Raw genomic sequence first — 23,677 nt, 5'->3', positions numbered from 1 at the left:
GCGAACGCGGGCGGGTGCGGCACGGCGGCGGCCGTCGCCTACCGTGGCCGTGAGCGTCGCCTACCATGGCCGAAGGCGCGTCGCGGGTGTTGGAGGCAACACCTGCGACACAACCTCTGACGGAATGTAGTCGACACCGCAACGACGAGGAGTCAAGAGTCCGTGCCTGCCCTGCTCGACAAGATCCTGCGCGCCGGTGAGGGGAAGACCCTCCGGAAGCTGCAGTCGATCGCCAAACAGGTCAACTCCATCGAAGCGGACTTCCACTCGATGACGGACGCCGAGCTGCGCGGCATGACCGACGAGTTCCGCAGCCGGCTCGCGGACGGCGAGACGCTCGACGACATCCTGCCGGAGGCGTTCGCCGCCGTACGGGAAGCCGCCCAGCGCACCATCAAGCAGCGTCACTTCGACGTGCAGATCATGGGTGGCGCGGCGCTGCACCTCGGCAACATCGCCGAGATGAAGACCGGTGAGGGCAAGACGCTGGTCTCCACGCTGGCCGCCTATCTCAACGCGCTGCCCCGCGAGGGCGTGCACATCATCACCGTCAACGACTACCTCGCGCAGTACCAGGGCGAGATGATGGGCCGCATCCACCACTTCCTCGGACTGTCCGTGGGCGTGATCCTGGCGCACATGACCCCGGCCGAGCGCCGCGAGGCCTACGCGTGCGACATCACCTACGGCACCAACAACGAGTTCGGGTTCGACTACCTGCGCGACAACATGGCCTGGAGCCTGGACGAGTGCGTCCAGCGCGGCCACCACTTCGCGATCGTGGACGAGGTCGACTCGATCCTCATCGACGAGGCGCGCACGCCGCTGATCATCTCCGGTCCGGCCGAGCAGAGCTCGAAGTGGTACGAGGAGTTCGCCCGGCTGGTCAACCGGATGCGGGTCGACGTCGACTACGAGGTCGACATCAAGAAGCGCACGGTCGGCGTGCTGGAGCCGGGCATCGACAAGGTCGAGGACAACCTCGGCATCGACAACCTTTACGAGGCGGCCAACACCCCGCTGGTGCAGTTCCTCAACAACGCGATCCGCGCGAAGGAGCTGTTCACCCGGGACAAGGACTACGTCGTCGTCGACGGCGAGGTGCTGATCGTCGACGAGCACACCGGCCGCATGCTGCACGGCCGCCGCTACAACGAGGGCCTGCACCAGGCGATCGAGGCCAAGGAGGGCGCGCCGATCAAGGACGAGAACCAAACTCTCGCCACGATCACGCTGCAGAACTTCTTCCGCCTCTACGACAAGCTCTCCGGCATGACGGGTACCGCCATGACGGAGGCGTCGGAGTTCAACAAGATCTACGGCCTGGGCGTGGTGCCCATCCCGACCAACAAGCCGATGGTCCGGGCCGACCAGGGCGACCTCGTCTACCGCACGAAGGACGCGAAGTTCGGCGCGGTCGTGGACGACATCGCCGAGCGGCACTCCGAGGGCCAGCCGGTCCTCGTCGGCACCACCAGCGTCGAGCAGTCGGAGCTGTTGTCGTCGCTGCTGACGCGGCGGGGCGTCCCGCACGAGGTGCTGAACGCCAAGCACCACGCCCGGGAGGCTTCGATCGTGGCCCAGGCGGGGCGCAAGGGCGCGGTCACCGTGGCCACCAACATGGCGGGTCGCGGCACCGACATCATGCTCGGCGGCAACGCGGAGTTCCTCGCCGACGCCGAGCTGCGCGACCTCGACATCGACCCGGTGGAGCACGCGGAGCAGTACGAAAAGGCGTGGGGCCCGACCCTCGAGCGGCACCGGAAACTGGTGCAGGCGGAGCACGACGAGGTGACCGACGTCGGCGGCCTGTACGTCCTCGGCACCGAGCGGCACGAGTCCCGGCGCATCGACAACCAGCTGCGTGGCCGGTCCGGCCGGCAGGGCGACCCGGGGGAGAGCCGCTTCTACCTCTCCCTCGAGGACGAGCTGATGCGGCGGTTCAAGTCCGACTGGGTCGACTGGGTGCTCACCAGCCTGAAGATCCCCGACGACATGCCGATCGAGAACAAGCGGGTCACCGGCGCGATCGCCTCCGCGCAGGCGCAGGTCGAGTCGATGAACTTCGAGATCCGCAAGGACGTACTGAAGTACGACGACGTGCTCAACCGCCAGCGGCACGTGATCTACGACGAGCGCCGGCGGGTGCTCGAGGGTGAGGACGTCCACGACCAGGTGGGCCCGATGCTCGACGACACGGTCGAGGCCTACGTCACCGGCGCGACCGAGGGGTACGCCGAGGACTGGGACCTCGACCAGCTGTGGACCGACCTGAAGCAGATCTACCCGGTCGGGGTCAGCGTCGCCGACATCGAGGAGGACTGCGGCGGCCGCGGCGGGGTCAGCCGCGAGTTCCTGATCGAGCGACTGCGCGAGGACATCCACGAGGCCTACGCCCGCCGGGAGAGCGAGCTCGGCGCCGAGGTGCTGCGCGAGCTCGAACGCCGGGTCATCCTGTCGGTCCTGGACCGCAAGTGGCGTGAGCACCTCTACGAGATGGACTACCTCCGCGAGGGGATCGGGCTGCGGGCGATGGCCCAGCGCGACCCGCTGGTGGAGTACCAACGTGAGGGCTACGACCTGTTCATGGCCATGATGGACGCCATCAAGGAGGAGTCCGTCGGCTACCTGTTCAACCTCGAGGTGCAGGTCGCCGAGCCGACCGCGGAGGAGGTCGCCACCGAAGCGGAGGCGGCCGCGGAGGTCGAGGATCACCCGCAGGTGGTGGCTCGCGGCCTGTCCGCACCGCAGCGGCCGAGCCGGTTGAACTACACCGCGCCGACGGTGGACGGCGAGGGCGGCGTGGAACAACGCAGCGAGTCCGGCGGGAGGGTGACCGGCAACGGCTCCGGTGCGGACCTCGACTACGCCGGGACGCCGCGCAACGCGATGTGCCCCTGCGGCTCCGGCCGGAAGTACAAGCGCTGCCACGGTGACCCGAAGGCCCGCGCCCGGATGACCGACTGAGCCGACCGGCTCCGCGACGCTTCGACCGAACGCCGCGTACCCATCCACTCCGATTCGGAGTGCGGGGTACGCGGCGTTCGGCTTCGCCGGCGAGCACTGCGCCGCAGGCTTGACATCACCGGACATGGAACCGCCGGCCCCGATGCCTTTGGGTGGTTCCCCCGTGCATCGGAGCCGGCGGGCTCATGGGTGGTGCGACGGCTGGTCAGCCGAGCTGGAGCGCGGTGCACCGCCAGCGGCCGTCCAGTCCTTCCAGCCGGACGGCGACCGCGCGCGACCGTCCACCGTGGTTGACGTGTACGGCCACCTCGGCGACCCCGTCGCGGGGTTCGCAGACGTGCACCGAACGGACCATCGCCCGGCCGCGGTCGCAACGCGGGGCCGTGCCGGGCGGGCAGAGCGCCCGCACCCGGTCCAGGACGTCGTTGTAGACCCGGTGGTTGGTCCACCGCAGCAGCTGGCTGGCCGGCCGGTCACCGGCCAGCACCTCCACCAGTGCCTGGACGAACCGTCCCGACCACGACCGAGGGTCGGGCAGCGCCACCCGCGGGGTCTGCTGCGGGGCGAAGAACGGGTCGTCGCGCTCGCGGAGGGCGTTCTGGCCGCCGACGACACTGAGGTGGCGGGTCGCCGTGGCCGTCCGGTCGGCGACGGCCAGATCGAGCGCGAGCGACCCGTGGGTCAGTGGGCCGCCTGCCCGGTCGGCCGCGTGCTCGTCGTCGTAGGCGGGCTCGGTGGACGGGGTGGGAATCCGGCGGGGCAACGGCCGGACGGTCTCCCTCGCGGCCGGCAGGTGCTGCTGGGTTGCGATCATCGTGGGTCCCCCGATCGATGTGAGCGGTGTGGTGGTCGAGCCGCGGTCAGGACTGGGGCGGAGTGAGAATCTGACCTGGCTGGATCAGGTCGGGGTTGTCCCCGATGACCTGCCGGTTGGCGTCGTACCACCGGTGCCACTCGCGGTTGATCTCTGCGTTGCCGGCGTTCTCGGGCAGATGCTGCTTGGCGATGTTCCAGAGGTTGTCCCCGCGCTTGACGACGACCTGCTGCTGGGAGTCGGCGCCGCGCACCGGTGCCCGGGTGACCGGGTCGGCGGTCGCGGGCCGGTCGGGGTTGGGCAGCCCGGCCCGGTCGAACCCGATCCGGCCGGAGCTCACCGAGCTCGGGCGGTCGGGCATGGGGAGCTGGGCGTCGCGGATGTTCGTGCCGCCGGGGCGGTCGAGGTCGGGAAGCTGGATTCCGCCGGGAAGCTGGCTGTCGATGGTGCCGGGCCGGTCGAGCCCGGGCAGCATCTGCGCGGCCGCGGCGGCCTGGGTGGGCTGGTCGACCGTGGCGGCGTTGGCGGGCAGCGATCCGAGCACCGGCCCGGCGGCCACGGACAGGCCGAGGGCGACGCGAGCCGCCCGCCGGTAGAAGGCCGGGGTGACGCGTTCGGCCAGTGAGCCGCAGGCGGCGCCGATCGCGCCGGGCAGCGCCGACAGCGCCATCAGCACGGTGCCGAGCGCCAGCCAGGCGAAACAGGCCCAGGCGAGCACCGCGACGACGAAGACCAGAAGCGCGTCGAACGTCAGGGCGCCGTCTCGCACGGCCGTCAGGCTGCCGGCGGTGAGCCAGTGAAGGGCCCAGGCGCCGGCGAGGAAGGCGAGCAGCACGCCGATCGGCGAGACGACCCGGCGGACGATCCGCATGACTTGGCCTCCGAAGCATTCGTTTGCTTGCGTTTGCTTTCATACTCTGCGGTTCGCTGGGATGTCAACACGCTTGCCGGTGGCCGAGTTGAGGCCTGGTCGCGATCCACCTCGGCCATTGGGGCTCTGACCTGGGCGTTCGCCTGCCGATTCGGCTGACTGTGGCGCGGGTGCGGGCAGGGGATTGTTCGGAAAAAACACCCGGATCGGAGTGCCGCACCCTGCTGCGACCGCCTCCGCGAGCCTCGGTTCCATCCCACTGAGACGTCTTTGATGCCGTTTGCCTTCGTTTGCTTCTACTGAGCCGCGTTCACGTCGGACGGGAGATCAGGAGAGCCGGCCGGGTCGCGATCTTCACCGGCTGCCGAGGAAGTACGGTGGGGCGCGTGCGCTGGGAAAGTCTTTTCGCCGACCTCGACTCCCAGATGGAGGAGTTGGAGGCGGCCGAACTCGCGTCCGAGGTCGCCGACCGGACCCGCCGCGAGGTCGCGTTGTTCCGCCTGGTCGACCGGCTGCGACCCGCGTTCGGTCACCCGGTGACGGTCTTCACCCTCGGCGGCGGCAAGGTCGCCGGACACGTCTCGGGCGTGGGTGCGGACTGGCTGCTGGTCGCGGAGGACTTCCGCTTCGAGGTGCTGATGCCGCTGGACTCCATCACCGGCATCACCGGGCTCGGCAACCTCACCGCCGCGCCGGGAAGCGAGGGAAAGGTCGCGGCGCGACTGACGCTCGGCCACGCGTTGCGTGGTGTGGCGCGCGACCGGTCGTCGGTGGCGGTCTCGTTGCGCGACTCCACGACGGTCACCGGAACGATCGACCGGGTGGGTGCGGACTTCTTCGAGATGGCCGAGCACGGCCCGGCGGAGATTCGCCGCGCTCGCGACGTCAAGGGAGTGCGAACGGTGCCGTTCGGTGGGGTCTCGTTCGTACGGCGTTCGTGAGCAGCAGAACGGGTCCGCCTACACCTCTTCGGCCTTGCCGTAGGGATGAGTGGTGATGAAGTCGCGGGTCTCGGAGTACATCCGCTCGATGTAGGTCTCCAGGGCGGTCGACTCGACCCGCCACTGGCCCCGGCCGCCGATCTTGATCGCCGGAAGCTCGCCGCTGCGCACCAACGCGTAGGCCTGCGCGGACGAGATGTTGAGCACTTCGGCAACATCGGCCAGCTGCAGGAACCTTGTCGTGCCAGGCAACGCGTTCTCCTTCCGGGCTTGATGCCTTGTCAGTCTGCCACGTGTTTGCTTGCGGTTGCGTTCGGTTGTCCACAGGTCCATGGGAGCGTTCCCACTTCCCTTACCCCACTCCGTGGCGAACTGATCACGCCTGTGGTGGGTTCGGTCGACTTCTGCCCGGTTCAGGTCACCGTGCCCTGCCCGGAGGGGGGTTGGTCCGGGGTGCGTGGCGGCCACGAGCCCGGGGCTTGTCCACAGGTGCGCCCGTTTCGGGAGCAGGTGTGCCCGTACGTCCGGGACAATTGGTGTCGTACTGTTCTGGTCGGCGTCTCGCCGGCAGTCGACCGGCGACTGGTCGCCGGCCGGCGCCCGCACCAGCGTTCGCGTCCACCTGACGTCGCGGCACCCCATGACCCCGGAGGAACTCTTGTCGGATGCGCCGTCGCCCAAGGCCACTCGGCAGTCGCGGCCCCGGTGGCTCGACCCCAAGCTCTTTCTCGGCATCCTGCTGGTGCTCGCGTCCATGGCGCTCGGCGCGCGGGTGATCGCGCAGTCGGACAAGACCGCCGAGGTCTGGGCGGTGAAGGACGACGTGACTCTCGCGCCGACCACCACGCTCACCCAGAGCCAGCTGGTGGCCCGGAAGGTGCGTTTCACCAGCCAGACGGACGCCGACCGCTACGTCTCGGCGACCGCGCAGATCCCCGAGGGTGCCCGGATGGTCCGTGAGGTGGGGCCGGGTGAGTTCCTTCCCCGGGACGCCTGGACCGACCACGCCGACGAGCAGTTGCTGGACACCCCGATCCCGGTGACCGCGGCCGGCCTGCCCACGTCGATCCACAAGGGCGACCGGGTCGACATCTACGTCGTCCGCGCCAACGACGACAAGTTCCGTCCGGACAAGGGCATCCTTGCGGCCAGCAACGTCATCGTCGTCGACCTGCCCTCGGGCGGCGGATTCAGCGGTGGCGGCGACGCCAGCGCGACCGTCCGGGTGGCGCTCGACCAGATGAGCAAGGGGTTCACCCTCGACCAGTTCGTCGGCGACGTCTCCGGCGGCAGGGCCGTCCTCGTCAAGCACGTCGCACCGAAGAGGTGACATCGTGAGCCTTCCCGTTCTCACCGCCGTCACCGGCGCACAGTGGGAGTCCGACCTCGTTTCGGCGCTGGAGCGCAGCTCGCTCGGGCTGGACGTCGTCCGGCGCTGCGTCGACCTGCCCGACGTGCTCGCCACCGCCCAGTCCGGGCAGGCCCGCGCCGTGCTGTTGTCGGCCGACCTGCGCCGGCTCGACCGTGACGCCGTGGCCCGGCTGATGGCCGGGGGCGTCGCGGTGGTCGGCGTGGTGACGCCGGGCGACCTGGCGGGAGAGGACCGGCTGCGCCGGCTCGGCATCAGCCGGGTCGTCCCGGCCGACGCCCCCGCCGACGTACTCGCCGGAGCGGTGGCCGAGGCGGTCGAGGTCACCCAGACCGCCGGGCCGGTGCCGGTCGCGGAGTTCGCGATGTCCGACCCGCACCGGTCGATGCCGACCCTGCCCCCGGCGGAGGAGGTGCCGGCGTACGAAACCGGTACGGGCACCGGACAGATGCTGGCGGTCTGGGGACCCACCGGTGCGCCGGGCCGGACCTCCGTGGCGGTCACGCTGGCCACCGAGCTCTCACTGTTCGGCGTACCCACCGTGCTGGCCGACGCCGACGTCTACGGCGGCGTGGTGGCCCAGACCCTCGGCCTGCTCGACGAGGCCCCCGGCCTCGCCGCCGCCTGCCGGTCCGCCAACAACGGCACCCTCGACCTGCCCGCGCTCGCCCGGCACGCCCGGGAGGTGCTGCCCAGGCTGCGGGTGCTCACCGGCATCCAGCGTGCCGACCGCTGGCCGGAGCTGCGGGCCAGCGCACTGGAGCAGGTCTGGGACCTGTCCCGCCAGCTCGCCGCGGCCATCGTGGTCGACTGCGGGTTCAGCCTCGAACAGGACGAGGAGATCTCCTTCGACACCGCGGCGCCCCGCCGCAACGGCGCGACCCTCACCACCCTGGAGCTCTGCGACACCGTTGTCGCCGTCGGCGCCGCCGATCCGATCGGCCTGCAGCGGCTGATCCGGGGGATCGAGGAGCTGCGGGAGGCGGTGCCGGGCGCGGTGATCCGGGTGGTCGTCAACGGCGTACGCAAGGGGCCGGTCGGCGGTGACGCGGAGAGCCAGATCCGGGAGGCGCTGCGGCGCTACGTCGGCATCGACTCGGTGGTGTGCGTTCCCTACGACCGGGTTTCCTTCGACACCGCGCTCGCCCAGGGCCGCACCCTGTCGGAGGTGGCGGCCAAGTCGCCCGCCCGCGTCCCGCTGCGGGTGCTGGCCGCGGACCTGATGGGCATCACCATGCCCAAGCAGCGCCGGCGGGCGCGCAGGCGTTAGGCCGGCACGACCCGGGACAGGTCCCGAGCGCCGGCCCGCGTGCCGCGGCGGTCCGGCCCGCGATCGGGTCTGCCGGCGTGTCACGATGACCCGGTGGCACGCGGAGGAGCTTGACGAATCGGGAGGTACGCCGATGCCGGACCGGCTGAGCGCGCTCGACCTGTCGTTCCTCTACCTCGAGGAACCGACCACGCCGATGCACGTGGGCAGTGTCAGCGTGTTCGACACACCCGAGGACGGGTTCGGGTACGACACCCTGCTCTCGCTCGTCCGCGAACGCCTGGCCTACGTGCCGCGTTACCGGCAGCGGATCCGCCGCGTCCCCGGCAACCTCGCCAATCCGGTGTGGGTGGACGACGAGGACTTCGACCTCACCTACCACGTACGCCGGTCCGCGGTGCCCCGTCCGGGCACGCTCGACCGGCTGCACGAGCTGGTCGCCCGGCTGATGAGCCGGCCGCTGGACCGCGAGCGCCCGCTGTGGGAGATGTATCTCGTGGAGGGCCTGGAACACGGCAGGTTCGCGCTGGTGTCCAAGACCCACCAGGCCGTCATCGACGGGGTAAGCGCCGTCGACATCGGCCAGGTGGTGCTGGACCCGCAGCCGCAGGCGCCGGAGGCCCCGGCCGACAACTGGGTGCCGAGCCCGGAGCCGACGTCCCTGGAACTCCTCGCCGGGGCGGTGGCTTCCGCGGTGTCCCGGCCGACCGACCTGCTGGAGACCGCCCGGCACACCGTCGCCGAGTTGCCCCTGACCGGCGGGCGGCTGGTGCGCGGGGTGGGCAGCGCCGCCGGCAGCCTGGTCACCGCCCTCAGCACCGCCGCGTGGCCGGCGCCGGGCAGCCCGCTCAACGTGCCGATCAGCTCCCAGCGGCGGTTCACCACCGTGGACACCTCGCTGGACGACTACCGCGCGGTCCGCGCCCGGCTGGGCGGTGACGTCAACGACGTGGTCCTCGCCACCATCGCCGGTGCGCTGCGGTCGTGGCTGTTCACCAGGGGCGTGCGGGTGGCGCCGACCACGTCGGTGCGGGCCCTGGTGCCGATGAGCGTGCTCACCGGTGAGGGACAAAGCCGGGTGGCGGAGTACATCGTGGACCTTCCGGTCGGCGAGGGCAGTCCGGCCATGCGGTTGCACCAGGTGTCGTACGCCATGAAGGCCCACCAGGAGACGGGCCGGGCGGTGCGGGCGCGGGCGCTGGCGGGCATGGCGGGCTTCGCCCCGCCGACGCTGCACGCCATGGGTGCCCGGGTGGCGAGTTCGCTGTCCCGGCGTATTTTCAACCTGGTGGTCACGAACGTCCCGGGTCCGCAGAGCCCGCTGTACGTCGCGGGGACCCAGATGACCGGTACCTACCCTGTCGTCCCGCTGGCCAAGGGGCAGGCGCTGGCCATCGGCCTGACGTCGTACAACGGGGTCGTGTGCTTCGGCCTGAACGCCGACCGCGACGCGATGTCCGACCTGGACGTGCTCGCGCAGTGCATCCCCGATGCCCTGGCCGAGTTGATTGACCTGGTCGACACCGATGGCCTGGTTGAGCCCCCGCCAAGTCAGCCCGATCGTCGGCGGGGAAAGGCACACTGAAAGATGAGGACGCGGAGCCAGGGTGAGGAGGTCGCCATGAGTGGCCCACGACGCGGCTTGGTTCTCGGTGCCGGCGGCGTCCTCGGCGCGGCCTGGACGATCGGCGCACTCTGTGCGCTGGAGGAGGAAACCGGGATCAGGGCGACGAAGGTCGACCTCCTGCTCGGCACCTCCGCCGGTTCCGTGGTCGCGGCCCTGCTCGCCGCCGGAGTGACCCCTGAGGAGCAGCGAGCCCACCAGCGCGGTGAGGTGCTCGACGGGAGCCTGCTGAACGACGTCAACTTCGACTACGCGTTCGGCGGCCGCCCGCCCACGCCCTGGCCCGGGGTCGGCTCGGCTCGGCTGCTCGCCTCGGTGGTCCGTGACCGCCGGCTGCTCAGCGCGCCGGTCGTGCTGGCCGGCCTGGTGCCGCGCGGCCGCGGCTCGGTGGAGGAACTCCTCCGGCTGGTCGGGGGCATCGTCCCCGAATGGCCTCGCAAGCCGGACCTGAAGGTGGTCGCCATGGACTACCACGCCGGCGCCCGGGTCGCCCTGGGCGTCGACGCGGAGCACCCGACCACCCCGTCGGAGGCGGTGGCCGCCTCCTGCGCGATCCCCGGCTGGTTCGCACCGGTGGAGATCGGCGGCCGGGTGTACGTCGACGGCGGTACGTCCTCCATCGCCTCGGTCGACCTCGCGGTCGGGCACCGGCTCGACGAGGTGTTCGTCCTCGCGCCGCTGGCCTGGATGGCGTCCCCGGAGTCGATGGGACCGTCGATGTGGATGCTGCAGCACTGGCGGCGTTCGCTCACCCGCCAGCTCAACCGCGAGGTCGAGGCGCTGCGCGCCGACGGCGCCAAGGTCACCGTGATCGCCCCGTCCGCTGAGGACCTCACCAAGCTCGGCACCAACCCGATGGACGAGCACCGCCGGCTGGACGTGCTGGAGACCTCGATGCGCACCAGCCGGCTCGCGATGCAGGGCATGCGCCGCCGGCGGACCACCCGGTCCAACGGCCGCCCCGTCCGCAAGCACCGCGACCTGCAACGCCGCGCCGACGCGTCGGAGGCCAAGCGCCGCGACCGGTCCTGACCCGCTACGTTCGTCCGTACAACCCGGACAGACCCCGGGCGGACGGCGCAGAGGAAGGACGCAGCGCATGCGGGTGTACCTCGGAGTGACCCTCACCGAGTTGGCGGGCGCCGTCGCACAGGGCGGTTTCGGCCCGCCGCCGCTGGCCGCCGCCGCGGTCACCCCGGAGCTTCGGGAGTGGTACGCCGAAGGCGACCTGGAGGAGCTCGAGTACGCCGCGACGATGGCGGCCGCCCGGGAGTCGCTGCGCCGGCTGAGCCTCGACCCGGACACGCCGCGCCGCCGGGTGGTGGTGGCCGCCGACGCCGCGGACGGGCTGGTGCTTCCGGACCGGTCCGGTGACCGCGCGGCGGTCGTGGTGCAGGCGCCGATCCCGATGGACAAGGTGGCCGCCGTGCACGTCGACGACGTGGCGGCCGCGGAGGTCGTGGCCACGGCGGCCGAGGCGGTCGCCGCGGCCGACGCCGGGGACGAGGACGCCGGGTTCGCGGTGGACGAGGCCGAGGGCCGGGAGCTGTTGTGGTACGCCCGGCAGGAGATCGCCGGCCTGTTGCGGGAGTGACGCCGGCGCCGCGGGACGGACGTCCGTACGCCGGTCCTGCAGCCGTACAGCCGTACGCCGGTCAGTCCGTGGGGGACTCGTCCTCGACGTGCGCGCCCTCGGGCTCCTCGGCCGCGGCCGCCTTGACCACCGCCTCCAGCTTCGACCGGGCGCCGAGCTTCTCCAGCACCTTCCGCACGTGGCTGCGCACCGTGGGGTAGGCGATGTTGAGCCGGGCGGAGATCTCCCGGTTGTCCAGGCCCTTGGACATCATCGCGAGGATCTCGCGTTCGCGGGTGGTGAGGCTGGCCAGCGCCTGCGCCCGGTCGCTGCGTTCGCGGGTCGCCTCGCGGCTGCGGCTGAGGAGCTCGTGCAGCTTCGACGCGGGGATGAGCATCTCCCCGGCCGACGCCCGCAGCACCGCGTCCACGATCTCCTCACCGCTCGCGGTCTTGATGAGGTAGCCGGACGCCCCGGCCTCGATCGCGGCGATCATCGCCTGGTCGCTGTCGTCGGCGCTGACGAAGACCACCGCGGCCTCGGGGCGGTGCTGACGGATACCCGCGGCGGCGTCCACGCCGCTGCCGTCGGGCAGCCAGAAGTCGAGGACGGCGACGTCGATGCGTTCCTGCTCGGCCGAGCGGGCGGCGTCGGCGACCGTCGGGGCCCAGCCCTGCACGTGCAGGTCGGGGTGCTCGTCGAGCAACGCGGACAGGCCCTCCGCGACGACCTGGTGGTCTTCGACGATGAGGACCTGAACGGGCCCGGACTCCGGCTCGGCGTTCACCGGCCGTGCCTGGTTCGCGGCTTCGCGCTCACTGGTCGCCTCCGGTCATTCCCGCTTCCCGCGGGACCCAGAACTCCACGGTAGTCCCGGACCCGGGCGCGCTCTCCACCCGGCACCACCCGCCCGCGATCTCGGCCCGGTCGCGCATCAGGGTCAGTCCCAGATGCCCCGCTTTGGCTTCCGTTTCGAGCGGGTTGTACCCCACGCCGTTGTCGATGATCTCCACGAGTACGCCGTCCTCGACGTCGGAGAGCCGGACCCGGAGCTCCCCGGCCTGGGCGTGCTTGCGTACGTTCATCAACGCCTCCTGGGCGATCCGGTAGATCAGCACCCGGGTCTCCTGCGGCGGCTCCACCTCCATCCGGCTCTCCAGTACGCACCGCAGGCTGGTCTCGGCGCGCAGCTGCTCGAGGTAGACGTTCACCGCCGCCATCAGCCCCTCCTGCTCGAGGGCGGGCGGGCGGAAGTCGAAGATCATCCGGCGGAGCCGGTCGGCGGCCAGCCGGATCGTCTCCTCCAGCTTGGCCAGCACCCGCAGGTCCTCGGGGTCGCGCAACCGGCGGCGGAGCTGCTGCAGGCGCAGGGCCGCCGCGGTGATCACCTGCAGGCTGTCGTCGTGGATGCCGGCGGCGATCCTCAGCCGTTCGCGTTCCTGTGCGCCCACCAGGTCGACCAGGACGTGCCGGTGTTCCTGCCCGGCCGCGCGCAGGGCCTCCACGCTGCGTTCGAGGACGGCGCGCGATCCCGCCGACTCGGTCATGTCCCGTACGGACAGGATCACCCGCGGGCCGTCCTCGGTCCGGATCCAGGCGATGCTCACGTCGACGGGGAAGTCGGTGCCGTCCCGGCGCCGCCCGGTCAGCTCCATCCCCTCCGGTGCGGTGGGCTCGCCGGCCCGGTGCGGGGGTACGTCGGTCTCCCGGCGGTAGATCGTCACCGGGTGGTCGGGCAGGAGCACGTCGACCGACTGGTTCACCAGGTCCTCGCGGGCGAAGCCGAACATCTGCTCCGCCGCCGCGCTCACCAGCCGGATGACCCCGGAGCTGTCCACGATCAGGGTGGCGTCCGGTGAGGACTCGAACAGCTGCTGGTACTGCGCCTCGGCGAGGCTGAGGTCGGTGATGTCTCGCAGGAACACCGCGACGCCGCGATGTCCGTGCGCCATCGGGCTGGCCGACACCTCCACCCGGAACGTGTTGCCGTCCTTGCGGCGACCGGACGCGGTGAAGTGCACCTCGGCCTGTTCCTCGCCGCCGCCGCGGCCGAGCAGCCGGTGGATCACCTCGTCCGCCGGCTCGCCGTACCCCGACGCCGGAACGAGCTTGGTGATCGGCTCGCCGACGACCTCCATCCGGCGGTAGCCGAAGAGTTCCTGGACCCGGGCGTTGACGGTCTCGATGGTGCCGTCCGGGCCGACCAGGACCGCCGCCGCGCCCACCCGGTCCAGCAGCTGGCGCAGGGTGTTGGCGTTCTGCAGGGTGGCCGCGCCGGTACGGCGTTCGTTCTCCAGGTTGCGGCGCAGCACCTGGATGCACTCCCGTGCCAGCGGAACGGAGATGCTCAGCTGACCGCGGGACGCCCGGGTGATGGCGTCCAGGATCTCCTCGTCGGGGATGCCCTTGACGAGATACCCGCTGGCGCCGGCGGCGAGCACGTCCACCGCGCTGCCTGGATCCTCGTACGCCGACAGCACGAGCACCGCGGTGGTCGGGCTGCCGTCCAGGATCGACCGCACGCTGGCCTGCGCGGTGCCGCCGGGCATCCGGACGTCGAGCACCACGACCCGCGGCCGGTCCCGCAGGGCGAGGCGTACGGCGTCGGGATGGCTCACCGCCTGCCCGACCAGCTCCAGGTTGGGCTGTAGCGAGATCAGGTCGGCCAGCGCGTCGCGCAGCGCGCGGTCGTCGTCTGCGATGACGACCCGGACGGACTGCTCAGGCATCGCGGCCCCCGAAGGAGGCGATCGTGGCCTGCAGGCCGGACCGGCTCAACCGGGTGGGCATCCGGTCGCGCAACCAGGGCAGCGCGGCCGACAGCGGTTCGATCAGGACGCGGTAGTTCTCCTCCTCCATCCGGTCACCCGCCGCGACCGCGGCGGCGGCGTCCCACGCGGCGGCCCAGAACGCCCACTCGGTGCGCTGGTGGCGCTGAGCCGTGGCCATCGCGTCCCGCCGGGCCTGGACCGCGGCGTCCAGGATCGCCCGGCGTTCGGCCGGGGTCGTCCCGTGCCCGAGCGACGCCCACGCCAGCGCCCGCTCGGACCGGGACTGCCGCCGCCAGGCGGCCACCACCTCGTCGATCTGCGCACCGCCGACGCGGTTGAGGTGCGAGATCAGGTGGAGTACCCCGCGCGTGTTGGGCCCGAAGACGTCGGTCATGCCGACGCACCTCCCTCATGCCCGGTGCTGCTCCGTCAGCTCAGTACTTCAGGTCCGCGGGGAGCCGGTACCTCTTCTGCGGAGGCAACTGCACCTTGCCCTCGGACTTGTCGACGGTGACCGTGGCGGTTCCCGCGCCCTGGCTTCGTGCTCCGACGAGCTTGAAGACCACCTTGTTCTGTGCGTCCGCCGGGATCGTGTACGTGCCGGCGGCGAGCGCGGAACCCTTCTCGTTGACGCGGAACGCCGCGACGAGCTGGCCCTGCACGAAGACGTGGACCGCCTCGTTCGGTGCGAAGCCCTTCGCGTAGAAGTTCAGCATCGTGCCCGGCAGCCCGCCCCAGGTGCTGGTGCGCACGCTCGGCTGGTACTTCTGGGCGAGGAACCCGGTCTTGGTGGACGCGCGGGACTGCTCACCCACGAAGACCAGCGACTGCCGGCCGAACAGTCCGTACGGCACCTTGAAGCCGACTCCGCCGATGGTGCCGTTGTCCGCGGCCCGCATCGTCATCACCGGTGTGCCGTCCGGGCTGTTGAAGTAGCCGAGCACCCGCTCGTTCGGTGCGAAGCCCTTACCGGTCAGGTTGATCGTCTGGTTGGCCCTGGCCGAGAACGGCTTGGTCAGCACCATGGGGTACTGCCGCAGCAACTGGAACGGAGCCAGCGCCGTGGTCTTGCTCTTCGCGCCCACCAGGATCACGGTGTTCTGGCCGACCGCGCCCACACCGACGCGCAGCGAGGCGTGGGACAGCCGGCCCGCCGGGTCGGCGCGCAGCATGGAGCTGGGCACGCCGGAGATCCGGCCCCAGTAGACCCTGATGGGCTCGTTGGGTGCGAAGCCCTCGGCGTCAACCTGGAGTTGCGTTCCCGGTGTTCCCACCTCGTCGCTGAGCGACATCAGCCCGACGCCGGACTGCGCGGCGAGCTGGGCCTTGGCCACCTTGGTCGTGCTGCCGACCTGGGCCAGGGTGACGATCTGCTTGCCGCCCTGGTTGGCGACGCCGACCGGGTATGTGAAGTTGGCGTTGACCACGCCGTCACGGTTGGCCCGTGCGGAGGCCACCACCCTGCCCTTGTTCGCGGCCGTGGCGGCGGCCTTCGCCTTGCCCTTGCCGGTGGCCTTGGCCGGGCTCGTCCCGGTGGACAGCATGACGTCGACCCTGGCGCCCTTGTCGAAGCCCGAGCCGTTGACGCCCACCTGTCCGCCCGGCTTGGCCAGCGCGGGGTTGAGGACCGCGACCGGCCCGGCGCCGACGGGCACCTTGTGGCCGTTGAACCGTACGATCTTCGTCGGCTGGCGTACCTCGGGGACCTTCACCTCGGTGGTCCTGCCCGAGCCCTGACCGGTGAGGTCGACGGCGTCTCCCTTGCCGCCGGACGAGGGGAGGAAGGACCGCGCGATCGAGATGACGGCCAACGCGACGACCGTTACGACGAGGATCTGTTTCCAGGTCCATTTCGACATGTTCATCGTTCACTCCCGTTTCACCCCAGCGCCCCCCAGCAGGGCGGGTGGTCACTTGACGATCCGGTAGACGGAGAGGTGGATGTTGCCTCGGTTGAGGTCCCACACGCGTTCGCCGTGCTGGTCGATCGCGTCGAGCATCCACTGCTCCTGGCCACCGGTGTTGTTGCGTTCCATGGCCTGTCGCATCTTGTTGGACATGACGACGTAGTCGATGTTCGCCCAGTTCTTCCGGAACAACTTGTCGCGGACGGCCGGGTCCGAGGCCGCCTTGAAGTGTGAGTGCGCGCGCGGGAAGTACGGCGGCACGTCGTGCAGCGTGGTCCAGATGTCGTCGTCGATGATGATCCGGGCGTTCGCCGGGATGTTGGCCCGCACCCACGCCACCTGCTGGTTCTGCAGCGGTGTGACCTGCAGGTGGTAGAGGTCGTGGACCTGGATCTGGCCCTGCGTGTTGTGGGACAGGAAGTACCCGCCCGGGATGACCAGCGCCGCGGCCACGATCGCGGTGGTCGTGGCCACCTGCAGCGGGCGCGGAACTGCCTTCATCAGCGTGCCGAACACCAGTCCGGCGTTCATCGCCAGCACCGGGATCATCGGCACGATGTAGAAGTCCAGCAGCACGCTCCCACGCGCCATGTAGACGCCGTAGCCGAGCGCCATCAGCCCCGCCACGAGGTAGCCGGTGCGGGACTTGTCCCTCGACCACAGGATCAGCACGACCACGACCGCGATCACCCCGCCGATCAGGATGATCGGGTCGCGTGACATCCAGGAGTTCTCCAGCAACCGGACGAACAGCTCCCGCCCGGAGATGCCGGTCCGGTTGGACTGCCACCAGATCGTGTACAGCAAGGACACGTGCTTGGTCTGCGGGGTGTTCAGGTCGAAGTTCATCCCGGCCGGCAGCAGCTCGTTGCGCAGCGCGGCGAACAACAGGTAGAAGCCGACCGGTATGCCGGCGCCGAACCACCAGAAGCTGGTCTGGAACCTCCGGCTGCGGCTGTCCTTGGAGTACTTGTGGGCCATGTAGGCCAGCGCCGGAAGGAAGAAGACCGCGTTCTCCTTGGTGACCATCGCCAGGCCGAACGCCAGCCCGGCCGTGATCGCGGTGACCACCCGGTCGCCGTTGCGGGCGATGAGGTACACCGCCAGCAGCACCCAGACCACCATCAGGTTGTCCAGCAGGACCTGGCGCTGGTAGTACACCGCGAGCGGGGAGAAGTTGAAGACGAAGCAGGCGAGGAACGCCCCGGCCGAACTGTTGCAGAACCTCCGGACGATGCCGAACAACAGCCCGGTGCTGATCACGTGCGCGATCACCATCAGCACCCGCATCGTGTTGATCGGGTTGCCGAACGCCTCGAACTGGTTGGGCAGCACGTTGGCCCAGGCCGCCATCACCAGCCAGCCGAAGGGCGCGTGGTCGTAGAAGTAGGTGTACGGCGACAGTGCATGCTCGCGCAGGACCGCCCACGCCTGCTGGGTGTAGATGCCCTCGTCGGTGATGTACAGCGGATAGAGGAACGTGTGGTAGGCGTGCGTGATCGCCCCGCTCACCAGGGAGATCAGCAGCAACAGGTTCGGCCGCTGCCGCATGCGTTCCCGGAGCGCGGGGTTGGGGGTCGCCGTAGCGACGTCAGCTGCTGCCACTGCGCATCGCCTTCCTCGGGCTGTCGGCGGCCGGCATCTCGGCGGTCCGGGTGGCGCCCGGGTCACGCGAGCCCCGGACCGCGCCGGGGTTGCCGAACGCGTCCGCTGTGCCGGCGGGCCGGGTCCGGTCCGGGACGGCGCCGCGGTGGGCGCCGACGTGCTCGGTCTTCTCCCAGTCCCCGCGTCCGGCCAGCTGCCGGCGCAGCGCCCGCACCGAGGCGTACGCCATCACGAACTGGTACGGAATCCAGGTGAGGGCCATCTTCAGCGTCAGTGCCGGGCTCGGCTTCATGCCGTGTGCCTCGGTGAACTCGTGCAGGCCGACCACCGCGGTGAGGAAGTGCGCGGCCAGCAGCAGTACCGGCATGAAGGAGAGCAGCGCCACCCCGACCGGAGCGTGCAGGAACAGCATCATCCCGACCGCGAGCGGGGTGTAGACGCCGAGCATGGCCTGGGCGTACGGGAAGGCCAGGGTGTAGCAGGCAAGGAAGCGTTGACGCCGGGTGGGCAGCTTCTTCCAGGTGCCCTTGCGCAGCGTCTGCATGAACCCCTGGTTCCAGCGGGTGCGCTGCCGTACGAAGCTGCCGAGCGTCGGGGGAGTCTCCTCCTTGGTGACGTACCGGTCGTCGTAGATCACCCGGATCGGCTCACCCATCGCACAGACCCGCAGCCCGATCTCGGCATCCTCGGTGAGGTTGGTCTCGTCCCAGCCGCCGAGGTACTCCATCAGCTTCCGGTTGAAGAAGCAGGTGTTACCGCCGAGCGGGATCGAGCCGTGCTTCGCGTGGTGGTGCAGGCGGCTCTTGAACCAGAAGAAGTACTCCAGCACGTTGAACGTCGAGTACCAGTTCGAGCTGTAGTTCATCAGCTGTACGCCCGACTGCACCACGTTGACCCGTTCGCGCACCATCACGGTGTTGACCACCCGCAGGATGTCGGGGTGCATCTCGTCCTCGGCGTCGAAGATCGTCAGCACGTCACCGCGGGCCTGCCGCAGCGCGCAGTTGAGGCCGTGCGGCTTGTTGATCGGCTGGTCGTCGAAGACCACGAGCGAGGCGTTGTCGATGCCCTCGTAGCGCAGTTCCTCGATCTTGGCCTGGACGGCCGCGATGGTTCCGGTGTCGTCGGCGGAGCACACGACCAGCACCTGCAGCAGGTGCATGGGGTAGTTACTGTGCACGATCCGGTCGACGGTCGTCGCGATGACCTCTTCTTCGTGCCGAGCCGGAAGAATCGCGGTGAAGGACAGGGCCGGAGCGGCGAAATGTTCTGGGGCCGCGTTGCTTGCGTTCGGCGGCTGGTCCCAGGTGTAGATCATCAGGTACAAGGTGTGCGCCGCCTGGACGCTCAGCAGGAGAGAGATCCCCACCAGGCCCGCGAAGATGAACGACTCCATCCTTCTTGCCACCCCATATCCATGTCGCGCTGACGGCGAGGTTGATGCCCATCGCGGCCGCGATGCCGAAGGCGTTCCCGACCAGGTAGAAAATGCCGAGTCTGTCCAGTGCCCACACGACCGTGACGTTCACCGAGAGGGCGACCAGAGCGGTGGCGTTGAACTTCGTGAAACGAAGGAGGGACGCCTGCCTGGAGCCGAACGTCCAGACCTCGTTGAGTACGTAGTTGTTGGCGATGGCGAGTTCGGTGGCCATCACCGATGCCAGGACGAGCGGCAGGCGGAGGACGCCGTGGATGAGCTGCAGGGCAAGGGTGTTGACGCCCGCGCCCACCAGCCCGACGACGGAGAACCGCCAGACCCTCGGATCGAGGATCAGCCTGGCGGCGCGTCGCCAGCATCGCTGGTACGCACGCGTGAGAGAAAGCCCGTGGGCGCTCATGAGGCGCCGCCCCCCATGACGGTCCGCTTGGTTCGTCCATCGCAATCCTCCGTTGACGCAGCGCCACACACCTCCCCCGGCCATCCGCGATCGCCACCCCCCTTCGGGGGAGTCGGGGCCTCCCTCCTCCCGGTGACGGGCACCGCGAACGCCCACCAGGGCAGGAGAAGTCCGGACAAGGCCGCCTCCTGGGCATCGCCGCACCCGGACCGGCGGGGCCGGGCGAGGTAGCGGCGCAAGGCGTCGTTGACACCGGGCCGTGAGGGTTCGCGGCATTCGCGCAGCCGCGGGTGGCCGGGTGTCCGCCACCGCGGAAGCCGCCCGGCCGCGAGGTGCCGGGACGTACGCTGACGATCTGGCAACCGGGCGTACGGGGGACTACGGCGGCGGGGCTCGCATCCCCTGCACCGGCCGTACCGTGGAGGTAGGAGCGGCATCGCCTGGGGGCGGGAGGGGCCGATGACTGTCCGTCTGCTGATCGCGGAGGATCACGCCGTCGTGCGGCAGGGACTGATGATGTTCCTGAAGCTGGACGACGGCATCGAGGTGGTGGGGGAGGCGCGAAACGGACGGGAGGCCGTCGAGCTCGCACACAAGGTCACACCGGACGTCGTGCTGATGGACCTGCTGATGCCGGTGATGGACGGCATCAGTGCCACCGCGGCCATCCGGCGTGAACTGCCCGAGGTCGAGGTGGTCGCGCTGACCAGCTTCCTCGAGGACCACCTCGTGGTGGACGCGCTGCGTTCCGGCGCGATCGGCTACCTGCTCAAGGACACCGACGCCGACGGGCTGCGCCGTGCGGTGCGTGCGGCGGCCGCCGGACAGGTCCACCTGTCGCCGGCCGCGGCGGCCCGGCTGGTACGCGACATGCGGGTGACCAACGCGCCCGGACCGCTGACCCGGCGCGAGGTCGAGGTGCTGATCCTGCTGGCCCGCGGCCGGTCCAACAAGGAGGTCGCCCGCGAGCTGTCCATCGGGCAGCAGACGGTCAAGACGTACGTCAGCAGCATTCTTCGCAAGCTGGACGTGCAGAGCAGGACGCAGGCCGCGTTGTACGCGGTGCAGACCGGTCTGGTGTCCACCCACGAACTGGCGCAGGCGTGACCGGTCGCACGGCGGTCGGCGGAGTCAGCGGGGGCACCGGGGTCACCGGAGTCACGGGGGTCACCGGTGCCACGCCGGATGCGCCGCGGGCGGTGCCGGCCGGAACCGCGGCGGACGTGGCCGATGTCAACGACGCCTTGCTGCACGGGCAGCTCGACCGGGACTCGGTGCTGCGGCTGGTGGCCGGCGGTGTGCGCCGCGGCCTGGCCGCCGCGGCCTGTGTGGTCTCCACCCTGGAACGCGACGGCACCCTGGTGGTCCGGGCGGCCGACGGCCGGGTGCGCCCGGACCTGGTGGGCACCGGCATTCCGGTGGCGGACTCGCCGGCGGGCGAGGCGCTGCGCCGGCGGGAGGCGGTCGTCGCCGGACCCGGACCGACGACCGCCTGGCCGGGATCGGTGCCGGGCCCGGTGCTGGTGGTGCCGATACCGGGCCGGGAGCGCCCCGGCGGCGTGATCGAGGTGGCCGACGTCGAAAGCCCCGGCGGCGCCGGGGGCCGACGGTTCGGGGCCGATGACGTGCGCACGGTCGGACTGTTCGCCGGGGCAGCGGGAATGGCGGTCGAGCACGACCGGGGCTGCGCCGACCTGGAGCTGTCGGCGGCGGTGCTGGGCGCGCCGGGTGCCGACCCGCTGCCCCGGACGCTGCACCAGCTGAGCACGTCCGCCCTCTCCGGCACGGGTGGACTGGCGGCGGCGATCTACCTGCTGGATGACAACCTCACCTTGCGCCGGGCCGCCGGCGCCGGGCCGGCCGAGTTGCTGGAGGACGGCGCGTCCGGCGCGGCGCCGAACGTCGCCCAGGCCGCGGTGGCCTCCAGGGCGCCGATCGTGCACCAGCACGTCCAGCCCGAGGGCAGGCCAGGCGCGGACCGCCGGACGACGGCGCTGGTGTGTGTGCCCCTGATGTCGCGCGATGTCGTCCTCGGTGTGCTGTGCTGCCTTTGCCCGGCCGGTTCCTATCCGGGCCGCCGCGACCTCGCGTACCTGTCCATGGTGGCGGGTAAGGCCGCGATGACCGTGGACAGCTCGCATCTGGTTGCCTCCGCGCAGGAGAAGGCCGCGCAGGAGGAACGTCAACGGCTGGCGCGGGAGCTGCACGACTCGGTGTCGCAGGCGTTGTACGGCATCGCGCTCGGCGCCCGCACCGCGCGGGAGTCGATCGGTCAGGAGCCCGAGCGGATCGACCAGCCGCTCGCCTACGTCCTGCAGCTGGCGGAGGCCGGACTGGCCGACATGCGGGCACTGATCTTCGAGCTGCGTCCGCAGGCGCTCGCCGAGGAGGGCCTGGTGGCCGCGCTCGGCAAGCAGCTGGCGGCGTTCCGGGTGCGCCACGGTGTGCGGACGCGCGCCGTTCTGGGCAACGAGCCGGCCGGGGCGTTCAAGGTGAAACAGACGTTGTACCGCATCGCGCAGGAAGCGCTGCAGAACGCCGCGAAGCACGCCGACGCGAAGAACGTGCTCGTACGCCTGGACGCCAGTCCGACGGCGCTCACCCTGGAGGTGGCCGACGACGGCGTGGGGTTCGACCCGGGCGCCTCCTACCCGGGGCACCTCGGCCTGCGGTCGATGCGGGAACGGATCGCCGAGCTGGGCGGCACGCTGGAGATCCACAGCGCGCCGGGGGAGGGCACCCGGATCGTGGCTCGGGCACCGACCGGCCTGTGGCCCTGAGCGGTCGGCGAACCGCACAGACACAGAGGGCGGTCCCGGACGCATCTACGTCCGGGACCGCCCGGTTGTGCTACCTACTTCGCGTACCTACTGAGCCTTGAGGCCCTACCATTGACCGGTTCGGCCGTTCGGTACCGCGGAGGTCACCGCTTGTCGGCGGTGGGCACCTCCGCGAGCGGCGCCTGGTACTGCCGCAGCATCTGGAGCTTGGCCTTGTCCACGGTCTTCCAGTCGTTCTTCAGAACACCGCCGGTGTCACCGGAGTTGGCGTTCCACGACCAGTAGGTGTAGTTCAGGCCGTGCTTCTTGGCGAAGGCGACCGTGGCGTGCTGCCACTTGCCCTCGGCGGTCTTCGGGCTGACCGACTTGCCACCGAACTCGCCCAGCAGCAGCGGGGTCTTGTCCTTCAGGAACGCCCAGTGCTTCTCCCAGACACCCGGAAGGTTGTTCGGGTAGTTGGGCGCCGTGAACCACTTCTGCTGGTAGACACCGGGGCCGTAGTCGTGCGGCGCGTAGACCAGCTTGTCGTTCTCCTTGAGCCGGACCGGGTTCTGCTTCGCGCCGGCGAGGTTGCCGCCCCACCAGTAGTAGTCGTTCTTGTAGGACTCGACACCCTCGACGGCGATCAGCCAGTTCGGGTTGGCCTTGAGGACGGCGTTGCCTGCCCGCTCGGCGGCGAGCCGCCAGTCGGTGGTCTTCACGCCGGTGCCCCAGGTGGCCTGGCCACGCGGCTCGTTGTGCAGGTCGGCACCGATGACCAGCGGGTCACTCTTGTAGTGCTTGGCGAGCATCGTCCAGTCGTCGATCCAGCGCTTCTCGCTGACCTGCGGGGTGTACCACAGCTCGCTCTGCGCCTGCGCCGTCGGACGGTGCCGGTCGAGCAGGACCATGAGGCCGCGGTCGGTCGCGCCCTTCACGATCTTGTCCATCAGCGGAAGGCCCTTCAGCCCCTTGAGGTCCGGGTTCAGCTTGTAGTTGATCCCGGTGGGCTTGCTTTCCTTGTCGAACATCTGGTTGGTGTAGGGCAATCGGATGGTGTTGAAACCGGTGGACCGGATCTGGTCGAGCATGCTCTCCCAGTTACGGGCCCACAGACCGTGCGGCACGAACGTCTCCGTCTCGAAGCCGAACCAGTTGACGCCGGTCAGATTGACCTTCTTGCCACTGGCGTCGACGATGTTGGACCCGTTCGTGTGCAACGGTGTCTGGATCTTGGCGTTACCGCCTGCGGTGGCATCGTCGGCACCCGGTGCATTTCCGGGCTTCGGCGCGAACGCAGCGACCAGACCAACGATCAACGACACGATCACGGGGACCAACAATACGGCGACTCGACCACGCTTTGTG

19 protein-coding genes and 1 pseudogene are annotated in these 23,677 nt (G+C 70.3%); 9 read left to right on the top strand and 11 right to left on the bottom strand.

All coding sequences use genetic code 11. The features are described 5' to 3' along the window. Window positions 1–162 precede the first annotated feature (162 nt). Window positions 163–2,967: a preprotein translocase subunit SecA gene (secA, locus tag FHR37_RS16680; RefSeq protein WP_092880348.1), complete on the top strand. Its 2,805-nt coding sequence runs from the start codon at window positions 163–165 to the stop codon at window positions 2,965–2,967. A gap of 205 nt (window positions 2,968–3,172) precedes the next feature. Here the strand turns inward: secA and FHR37_RS16675 are convergent, their stop codons facing one another. Both FHR37_RS16675 and FHR37_RS16670 read right to left on the bottom strand, forming a co-directional pair. Continuing rightward, window positions 3,173–3,781 carry an Rv3235 family protein gene (locus tag FHR37_RS16675; RefSeq protein ID WP_092880346.1) on the bottom strand — a complete coding sequence of 203 codons (609 nt, stop codon included), beginning with the start codon at window positions 3,779–3,781 and terminating at the stop codon, window positions 3,173–3,175. A gap of 46 nt (window positions 3,782–3,827) precedes the next feature. After that, a complete protein-coding gene (locus FHR37_RS16670; protein ID WP_092880344.1) occupies window positions 3,828–4,652 on the bottom strand; it encodes a LysM peptidoglycan-binding domain-containing protein in 825 nt (274 codons plus the stop codon). A gap of 386 nt (window positions 4,653–5,038) precedes the next feature. Between FHR37_RS16670 and FHR37_RS16665 the strand changes: the two genes are divergently transcribed. After that, the gene (locus tag FHR37_RS16665) at window positions 5,039–5,593 is read left to right on the top strand and encodes a hypothetical protein (RefSeq protein WP_092880342.1); all 555 of its coding nucleotides are present in this window, start codon (window positions 5,039–5,041) and stop codon (window positions 5,591–5,593) included. An 18-nt stretch (window positions 5,594–5,611) separates the two neighbouring features. Here the strand turns inward: FHR37_RS16665 and FHR37_RS16660 are convergent, their stop codons facing one another. Next, a complete protein-coding gene (locus FHR37_RS16660) occupies window positions 5,612–5,845 on the bottom strand; it encodes a helix-turn-helix domain-containing protein (RefSeq protein ID WP_237768535.1) in 234 nt (77 codons plus the stop codon). A 406-nt stretch (window positions 5,846–6,251) separates the two neighbouring features. On the opposite strand from FHR37_RS16660, the gene FHR37_RS16655 reads away from it, so the two are divergent. The 5 genes from FHR37_RS16655 (at window position 6,252) to FHR37_RS16635 (ending at window position 11,450) form a co-directional block, all read left to right on the top strand. Next, window positions 6,252–6,923 carry a hypothetical protein gene (locus tag FHR37_RS16655; RefSeq protein WP_139238782.1) on the top strand — a complete coding sequence of 224 codons (672 nt, stop codon included), beginning with the start codon at window positions 6,252–6,254 and terminating at the stop codon, window positions 6,921–6,923. A gap of 4 nt (window positions 6,924–6,927) precedes the next feature. Then, entirely contained in the window at window positions 6,928–8,232 is a 1,305-nt protein-coding gene (locus FHR37_RS16650) for an AAA family ATPase (protein WP_092880334.1), read from the top strand. 133 nt (window positions 8,233–8,365) lie between these two features. Then, window positions 8,366–9,817: a WS/DGAT/MGAT family O-acyltransferase gene (locus FHR37_RS16645; RefSeq protein WP_092880331.1), complete on the top strand. Its 1,452-nt coding sequence runs from the start codon at window positions 8,366–8,368 to the stop codon at window positions 9,815–9,817. Window positions 9,818–9,853: 36 nt separating this feature from the next. Continuing rightward, window positions 9,854–10,888 (top strand): patatin-like phospholipase family protein, encoded by a 1,035-nt coding sequence (locus FHR37_RS16640; RefSeq protein WP_175542306.1) that lies wholly within the window; start codon window positions 9,854–9,856, stop codon window positions 10,886–10,888. A gap of 67 nt (window positions 10,889–10,955) precedes the next feature. After that, window positions 10,956–11,450 (top strand): DUF6912 family protein, encoded by a 495-nt coding sequence (locus FHR37_RS16635; protein ID WP_092880326.1) that lies wholly within the window; start codon window positions 10,956–10,958, stop codon window positions 11,448–11,450. Between the two features lie 61 nt (window positions 11,451–11,511). On the opposite strand, the gene FHR37_RS33155 is transcribed toward FHR37_RS16635, so the two are convergent. The 7 genes and pseudogenes from FHR37_RS33155 to FHR37_RS31715 form a co-directional block, all read right to left on the bottom strand. Further along, on the bottom strand, window positions 11,512–12,216 hold the full coding sequence (locus FHR37_RS33155; RefSeq protein WP_092880323.1) for a response regulator: 705 nt from the start codon (window positions 12,214–12,216) through the stop codon (window positions 11,512–11,514). Window positions 12,217–12,244: 28 nt separating this feature from the next. Next, entirely contained in the window at window positions 12,245–14,158 is a 1,914-nt protein-coding gene (locus FHR37_RS16625) for a PAS domain S-box protein (RefSeq protein WP_092880320.1), read from the bottom strand. Next, window positions 14,151–14,594: a hypothetical protein gene (locus FHR37_RS16620; RefSeq protein ID WP_092880317.1), complete on the bottom strand. Its 444-nt coding sequence runs from the start codon at window positions 14,592–14,594 to the stop codon at window positions 14,151–14,153. The genes FHR37_RS16625 and FHR37_RS16620 overlap by 8 nt, the downstream gene beginning before the upstream one ends. A gap of 40 nt (window positions 14,595–14,634) precedes the next feature. Next, on the bottom strand, window positions 14,635–16,065 hold the full coding sequence (locus FHR37_RS16615) for a hypothetical protein (protein WP_139238781.1): 1,431 nt from the start codon (window positions 16,063–16,065) through the stop codon (window positions 14,635–14,637). 45 nt (window positions 16,066–16,110) lie between these two features. Next, the gene (locus FHR37_RS16610) at window positions 16,111–17,712 is read right to left on the bottom strand and encodes an ArnT family glycosyltransferase (protein WP_237768533.1); all 1,602 of its coding nucleotides are present in this window, start codon (window positions 17,710–17,712) and stop codon (window positions 16,111–16,113) included. Continuing rightward, on the bottom strand, window positions 17,699–19,108 hold the full coding sequence (locus FHR37_RS16605; protein WP_092880308.1) for a glycosyltransferase: 1,410 nt from the start codon (window positions 19,106–19,108) through the stop codon (window positions 17,699–17,701). The genes FHR37_RS16610 and FHR37_RS16605 overlap by 14 nt, the downstream gene beginning before the upstream one ends. Before the next feature lie 25 nt (window positions 19,109–19,133). Continuing rightward, a pseudogene (locus FHR37_RS31715) lies at window positions 19,134–19,550 on the bottom strand (GtrA family protein); the annotation flags it as partial. A gap of 459 nt (window positions 19,551–20,009) precedes the next feature. On the opposite strand from FHR37_RS31715, the gene FHR37_RS16600 reads away from it, so the two are divergent. Together FHR37_RS16600 and FHR37_RS16595 are read left to right on the top strand one after the other, a co-directional pair. Next, window positions 20,010–20,657: a response regulator gene (locus tag FHR37_RS16600; RefSeq protein WP_092880305.1), complete on the top strand. Its 648-nt coding sequence runs from the start codon at window positions 20,010–20,012 to the stop codon at window positions 20,655–20,657. After that, entirely contained in the window at window positions 20,654–22,330 is a 1,677-nt protein-coding gene (locus FHR37_RS16595) for a sensor histidine kinase (protein WP_092880302.1), read from the top strand. Before FHR37_RS16600 ends, FHR37_RS16595 begins: the two co-directional genes overlap by 4 nt. Before the next feature lie 143 nt (window positions 22,331–22,473). Here FHR37_RS16595 and FHR37_RS16590 read toward each other — a convergent pair whose 3' ends face one another. Further along, complete coding sequence (locus tag FHR37_RS16590; protein WP_237768532.1) at window positions 22,474–23,640, bottom strand: glycoside hydrolase family 5 protein; 1,167 nt, start codon at window positions 23,638–23,640, stop codon at window positions 22,474–22,476. Between the last annotated feature and the right edge of the window lie 37 nt (window positions 23,641–23,677).

Origin of the sequence: Actinopolymorpha cephalotaxi, assembly GCF_013408535.1 — a bacterium.
Lineage (GTDB): Bacteria > Actinomycetota > Actinomycetes > Propionibacteriales > Actinopolymorphaceae > Actinopolymorpha > Actinopolymorpha cephalotaxi.
This window is presented reverse-complemented; position numbering and strand designations above follow the sequence as displayed.